Annotated in this window: 5 protein-coding genes; 1 reads left to right on the top strand and 4 read right to left on the bottom strand. The window is 70.1% G+C overall.

All coding sequences use genetic code 11. The annotated features are described in order from the left end of the window. A partial coding sequence (locus ACH5HR_RS16140) for an ABC transporter ATP-binding protein (protein WP_416478832.1) occupies window positions 1–839 on the bottom strand: 839 nt, incomplete at its 3' end. 37 nt (window positions 840–876) lie between these two features. Further along, entirely contained in the window at window positions 877–1,884 is a 1,008-nt protein-coding gene (locus ACH5HR_RS16135) for an ABC transporter permease (RefSeq protein WP_402377815.1), read from the bottom strand. 152 nt (window positions 1,885–2,036) lie between these two features. On the opposite strand from ACH5HR_RS16135, the gene ACH5HR_RS16130 reads away from it, so the two are divergent. Next, on the top strand, window positions 2,037–3,287 hold the full coding sequence (locus ACH5HR_RS16130) for a CDP-glycerol glycerophosphotransferase family protein (protein WP_416478828.1): 1,251 nt from the start codon (window positions 2,037–2,039) through the stop codon (window positions 3,285–3,287). On the opposite strand, the gene ACH5HR_RS16125 is transcribed toward ACH5HR_RS16130, so the two are convergent. Both ACH5HR_RS16125 and ACH5HR_RS16120 read right to left on the bottom strand, forming a co-directional pair. Next, a complete protein-coding gene (locus ACH5HR_RS16125) occupies window positions 3,277–4,539 on the bottom strand; it encodes a CDP-glycerol glycerophosphotransferase family protein (RefSeq protein WP_416478826.1) in 1,263 nt (420 codons plus the stop codon). The two genes, ACH5HR_RS16130 and ACH5HR_RS16125, sit on opposite strands and share 11 nt — an antisense overlap. A gap of 18 nt (window positions 4,540–4,557) precedes the next feature. After that, window positions 4,558–6,045: a glycosyltransferase gene (locus ACH5HR_RS16120; RefSeq protein ID WP_416478824.1), complete on the bottom strand. Its 1,488-nt coding sequence runs from the start codon at window positions 6,043–6,045 to the stop codon at window positions 4,558–4,560. Between the last annotated feature and the right edge of the window lie 94 nt (window positions 6,046–6,139).

The raw sequence follows: 6,139 nt of genomic DNA, 5'->3' as shown, positions 1-6,139 counted from the left end.
GCGCGGACGAACTTCTTGTAGGCGGTGGTGACCTGGTCGACGGGTCCGTCCATGACGAGGCGGCCTTGGTGCATCCACAGCACGCGGGTGCACATGGCTTCGATGGTGGAGATGGAGTGGCTGACCAGGAAGACGGTGCCGGCTTGTTGGCGGACCTCTTCGATGCGGGCTTTGGAGCGGGCCTTGAAGGCGGCGTCGCCGGTGGCGAGGGCTTCGTCGACCATGAGGATGTCGGGGATGGCGGCCGAGCTGATGGCGAAGCGGAGGCGGGCGGCCATGCCGGAGGAGTAGGTCTTCATGGGTAGGTCGACGAAGCTGCCGATGTCGGCGAACTCGACGACCTCGTCGAACTTGTCGTCGATCTGCTTGGGGGTCATGCCCAGGGCCAGGCCGCCGATCTCGATGTTCTTGGAGCCGGTCATCTGGGGCATGAGGGCTGCGTTGACGCCGAGCAGGGCGGGTTCGCCGTCGACGTAGACGGAGCCGGAGTGGGGTGGGATGAGGCCGGTGATGGCGCGTAGCAGGGTGGACTTGCCGGAGCCGTTGATCCCGACGATCCCGATGGACTCGCCGTGGCGTGCGGTGAACGACACCCCGCGCACGGCGTGGACCTCGCTGACCGCACCGACGTGCTGACGCCCCGCCCCGAGCACCCGCTTGACCAGGCTGCGCCGGACCGGCTCGGCCTTCTCGACAGGCACGCCCGAGCGCTGCGCCCGCGCCCGCTGCTTGCCACCGAACACCCGGAAGACGATGTGCAGGTCGTCCACCACCAGGCACGGGTCGCCGAGCGGGATGCTCTCCGCGTGCTGACCGGCGTCGTCCTCCTCGAGCTCCATGTCGAAGTCGAGGTGGGCGTCGGCCTCACTCACGTCCTCAGTCACGTCCGTACCTCTCTTCGCCACGCCAGAAGATGATGAAGCCCACCACGAAGAACACGACCGCCCAGACGACGCCGAGGATCCACATGATCGGTTCCTGGACGAACGCCTCCTCCTCCATCATGGACGAGCGCCCCAGATACAGGTAGACGGCGATCGGCTGGTAGGTGAGCACCGGCTCCAACCAGACCTGCACCGACTCCGGGAGCCTGCCGACGTAGTGCGCCAGCGGGAAGATCACTCCCGAGCCGTACATGGCGAAGCGCAGGACGAACGAGATGATGTTGTCCAGGTCCGGCGTGATGGCCACGGCGCGCGCCATGATGAAGGCGAGCCCCATGTTGAACACCCACATGAGTGCGACCGCCGGGACGAGGAGCAGCCACTCCCAGGTGATGTGCACGGTGTCGTAGTCGGGCAGCAATCCCGACGCGAGCACGATGATCCCCATGACGACTAGCGCCGGCAGGAGCGTGGCGAGGTGCGACACCACGTTCGAGATCGGCAGCACCGCGCGGGGGAAGTGCAGCGACCGGATCAGGTTGGTGCGCTTGTTGATCGACTGCGCGCCGCCGTTGACGGACTGCTCGACGAAGCGGAACAGGAAGATGCCGATCACGATGAACGCGATCGTGTTCTCGACACCGCGGCTCGTCCGCAGGATCAGACCGAAGATGATCACGTAGACCGCGGCGTTGAGCACCGGGTTGAGGATCGCCCAGAGCTGCCCGAGGTAGGTGTTCTGGTTCTTGGCGTACGCGGTCGCCGTGCCGAGCACCCGGATGAAGGCCCACCGCGAGGCGACGTCCTTGACGTAGGACCACAGCGGTGGTCTCACGCCCATCTTCGTCAGGCCGTACTGGTCGGCGAGCGCCCGCCGCTCGGCCGACGACATGCCGGGAGTGATCGGTTCGGGTGGCTCCGGCGGGCTGGGCCGCCCCTCGGGGCGGTCCGGTGTCCCACGGTCACCAGAGGTGGCCCCTGAGGTGATGTCGGTGGTCACGAAGGTTTCTTACCTGTCCTTGGGAGGTGCGGCCGTGGTCTTCCGGCCCCGTCGATCGTACCGTGGCGCCGTCGGTGGCCGACGCCTCCTGCGTGGAATACTCGGTGTGCCATCGGCACCCTGCCCCCCTCAGGAAGGAACGGATGTCCCCCGTGAGCTCTCCGCGCCGCTCGCCCGTCGATCGAGGCCGCGCGCGCCTCGGCCGCCTCCTGCTCAAGGTCGGCAGCCTGGCGAACCGCCTCGTCCGGCAGTCGGTGGTGGGTGAGCCTCCGCTCTTCGACCCCGAGCTCGACGAGCTGCCCCGCTATCCGGTCGTCGTCTACTTCGCCGACCCGCCCGAGCTGGCCTACCAGATCCAGCAGTGGTTGCCGGTCCTCGAGCAGCTGGCGCAGCACCGCCCGCTCGCGATCGTCAGCCGGAACTGGGGCACGACCACGCTGCTGCGCGACTCCACCAGCCTGCCGGTGCTCTTCACGCGCAAGCTCGACGGGCTCCGGCGCATCTACGACCAGGTCGACGCCAAGGCGGTCATCTACGTCAACAACGGCATGCGGAACTTCCAGTCGCTCATCTACCAGCGGGGTCTGCACATCCACGTCAACCACGGCGAGTCGGACAAGATCTCGATGGTCTCCAACCAGGCCAAGGCGTACGACCACGTCGTGGTGGCGGGTCAGGCGGCCGTGGAGCGGCACCAGCGAGCACTGATCGGCTTCGACCTCGAACGCCTCGAGGTGTGCGGCCGTCCGCAGCTCGACCTGCAGGTCGAGCCGGTGCTCGCCCCGGTCGCCGGCCGACGGACGGTGCTGTACGCACCGACCTGGTCGGGCGAGGACGACGCCAACAACTACACGTCGCTCGACCGCTACGGGGTGGCGATCGTCCGCACCCTTCTCGCCCGTGACGACGTGCGGGTGATCTACAAGCCCCACCCGCGGGTGCTGACGACCGACGACAAGGCGGTGGCGGCAGCCCACGCCACGATCAGGCGGCTGCTCGCCGACCAGGACCCTGCCGCCGGTCACGCCATGCCCTTCGAGGAGAACATCCTCGGGCTCTTCGACGGCGTGGACCTCCTGGTCACCGACATCTCCTCGGTAGGCCTCGACTTCCTGTACCTGCGCCCGGACGCACCGATCGTGCTCACCGACCGGCGCTCCGACCGCGAGCGCCTTCTTGCCGACGCCCCGATCGCCGGGGCCGTGGACGTCGTCGACGACGAGTCCGTCGCCGACCTCACGGCACTCCTCGCGGCGAACCTGGCGGACGACCCCCGTCACGAGGCCCGAGCCGGCATGCGCGACCACTACTTCGGCTTCGCGCGAGGCGAGAGCAGCCGTCGATTCCTGGACTTCGTCGTCGGTTGCGTGGACCGTCGGGACGCCCTGATCCTCAGCGACTGAGCTCGCGCTCGATGCGCGCGACCTCCCGGTCCCGGACGGCCATGAGGTCCTCGCACGCCGCCACGAACCGGCGCGTCGCCGCTCCCGGCGTCGTGTCGCCGAGGTAGTGCTCGCGCAACCGCAGCCGTTCGCTGCGGGTCGGGTCGTCGCGCACCTCCCGGTCGACGAGCTCGAGAAGCTGCTCGAGCCCTTCCACGGGCAGTGCCGGCGCCAGGTCGAGCAGCGGGCTCGTGGCGATCATCGCCGCACCCGCGGGCCGGGTGACGACGATCGGCGCCCCCGTCGCGAGCCAGTCCATCGCGACGCCCGAGACGTCGCACACGAGCAGGTCCGCGTCGGCGAAGGCCGGTCCCACGTCCCGGTGGGTGTCGGTGGCGTGCGGCTTCGCTCCCGCCGGTGCCGGCACCGAGCCCAGGTACTCCCGGATCGCCGCGTCGGCGTCACCGTACGCCGCGTCACGCACGCCGGTCAGGGGGTGCGGGCGGTACACCACCCGGTAGCGCCCTGACTCCACGAGGGTCCGGACCAGGCGCAGACCGTGGGTGGCCACCGAGCCGTACTCGGCGGACGGCTGGCCGCCCTCCCACGTCGGCGCGTAGAGGATCGTCGGCACCGGTCCCCGCTGCGTCTCCGAGCGGAGCCGCAGCTGACCGTCGAGCTGAGGGCGCCCGACCGGCACGCAGCGCGCGTGGGCGTCGTAGAGCGTGCTGAAGCGTGCCATCCGCTCGACGGCGGCCTGACCCGCGACGAAGGAGAAGTCGTAGGCCTTGGTCTGGTTCGACACCGTGACGACCTTGTCGCTGTCACCGTGCATGAGCGAGGCGTGGACGAGGCTCCCGAACCGGAGGCACGTGAAGTTCTCGGGATTGTGGTTCACGTACAGCGCCAGCCTGGTCGTCGAGCGACCCAGGACGTCGTCGAGCGTCGTGTAGTGCGCCACCGTGCGGACGGCCAGGCCGGAGTCGCGCCGCACCGCGGCAGCCGTGCGCGAGTCCCGCGTGACGACCACGACGGGGTGCTCGGCGTCGAGCGCCCGCAACGCCTCGTACCACTGCTCGAGCTGGTAGAGCGCTTCCGGGGTGTCCGCGAAGTACACCAGCACCTCGTAGGGCCAGGACGTGCCGAGCAGCGCCGCGTCCTCGCCGCGACCGTCGGGCGTCCCGGCCGGCAGCAGGCCGAACCGGCGGATGACCTGTCCGCCGGCAGACCGGATCCGACGGCGGAACGTGGCACCACGAGGGGTGGCGGGCATGGGTCTCCTGAGGTCGGTTCAGCGGGGGGCGCGCCGCAGCATACCGGCCATGCGCCGCACCAGGTTGCGCTCGGCCGACGGTGCCGACACCGGTGCCGGCGACGTCGCCGGCACCGGACGGCGACGCTCGACGTCCGCGAAGACGTCCGCCCATCGCGCCACGACGGCAGGTGCGGCGTACTTCTGCGCCGTCGTCATCGCGGCACGTCGCATGCTCTCCATCGCGGCGTCGTCCAGCGTGACGAACCGTTCGATCGCCTCGGCCAGGGCGTCGATGTCGCCCTGCGGCACGAGGAACCCGTCCACGCCGTCGGTGATGATGTCCGCCGGGCCGTAGCGGATGTCGTACGCGATGGGGACACAACCTCGTGCCATCGCCTCGGCGAAGACGAGCGGGAGCCCTTCGGCACGGCTCGTCAGCACCAGGAACGAGGCGTCGGCGAGCCGTTCGGCGGCGCCCCGGACGAACCCGCGCATCGTCACTCCGGGGACCTTGGCGGCGATCCGCTCCAGCTTCTCGCGATCAGGTCCGTCGCCGTAGACGTCGAGGGTGATGTCGAGCCCCGTCCGGGCGGCCGCCCGCTGCACGCCTCGGATCGCGTGCGGGACGCGCTTGCGGCCGTTCAGGCTGGCGAGCATGGCGCCGGCCAGACGGTCGGCTCGCGTGGGGTCGCTGCCCGGCGGAAGCTCGGTGCTGTTGGGGATGACGAAGGTGTTGTCGCGCGACCCGACCCGGTCCAGCACGTCGCGCCGTTGCCCCTCGGTGAGGAACACGATCGCGTCGAAGTCGTCGACGTGCTCGATGAGCGGCGCCCGGGTCCGCGAGAGCGGTCCGTGCGGGTCCGTCGCACCGGCCGTCAGGTGCGCCCCGTGCACGAGCTGCGCCGTGTACACGCCCGGCCGCCGGAGGCTGGCGAAGAACTTCGTCAGCGACTTGCTGTCGACGACGACGTGGGCGGGCTCCTCGGGGAGCACGTGGTCGATCCACATCCGGTACACGGCCCAGACGGAGCCCCACGAGCGGCCCTCGCGCCCGTCCCGGGTGTACAACGTGACCTGCCGTCCGGTGTCGTGTCGCTCGTCGACCGCCGCGAGCGTGCCGTCCCTGCGGAAGTGCAGCTCCCGCAGCGAGTTGCCGTCCTCGTCCTCCTCGACGCGCACGCGCTCCCCGGGCTCTCCCTGCGGGCGGGCCGTCGGCACGGCGCCGGGCTTCGGCGCGACCCGGTCGTCGGGCAGTGCGCGGACGTCCTCCCAGACGTTGTGCAGGGTGACGCCCGGGATCAGCTCACCGCGCTCGATGAGCCTGGCCTGCATCGACTCGACGTCGAGCGTGGCGGAGAAGGTCAAGATCCGGACCGACACCCCCGCTTCCTCGACGAAGGTCCGTGACCGGCGCAGGAGCGCCGACGTCATACCGCCGTAGGCGGAGGGGATCGACCAGGTGGCGGCGGCGTAGCTTCCCTGCGGGAACGTGGCGTCCGTGCGGCGTCCGGAGGTTCTGGGCACCGCTCCATCGTAGTGGCGGACGACACCCGGCAGCACCGACCCGAGCGCCGTGTTCATCCCGGCTCAACCCGCTGGCCACCGCAGCGTCGCACCT

This window comes from Isoptericola maris, assembly GCF_048065335.1.
Taxonomy (GTDB): domain Bacteria; phylum Actinomycetota; class Actinomycetes; order Actinomycetales; family Cellulomonadaceae; genus Isoptericola; species Isoptericola rhizosphaerae.
Note: the sequence above shows the minus strand (reverse complement) of the source record. Positions and strands in the feature narration are given on the sequence as shown.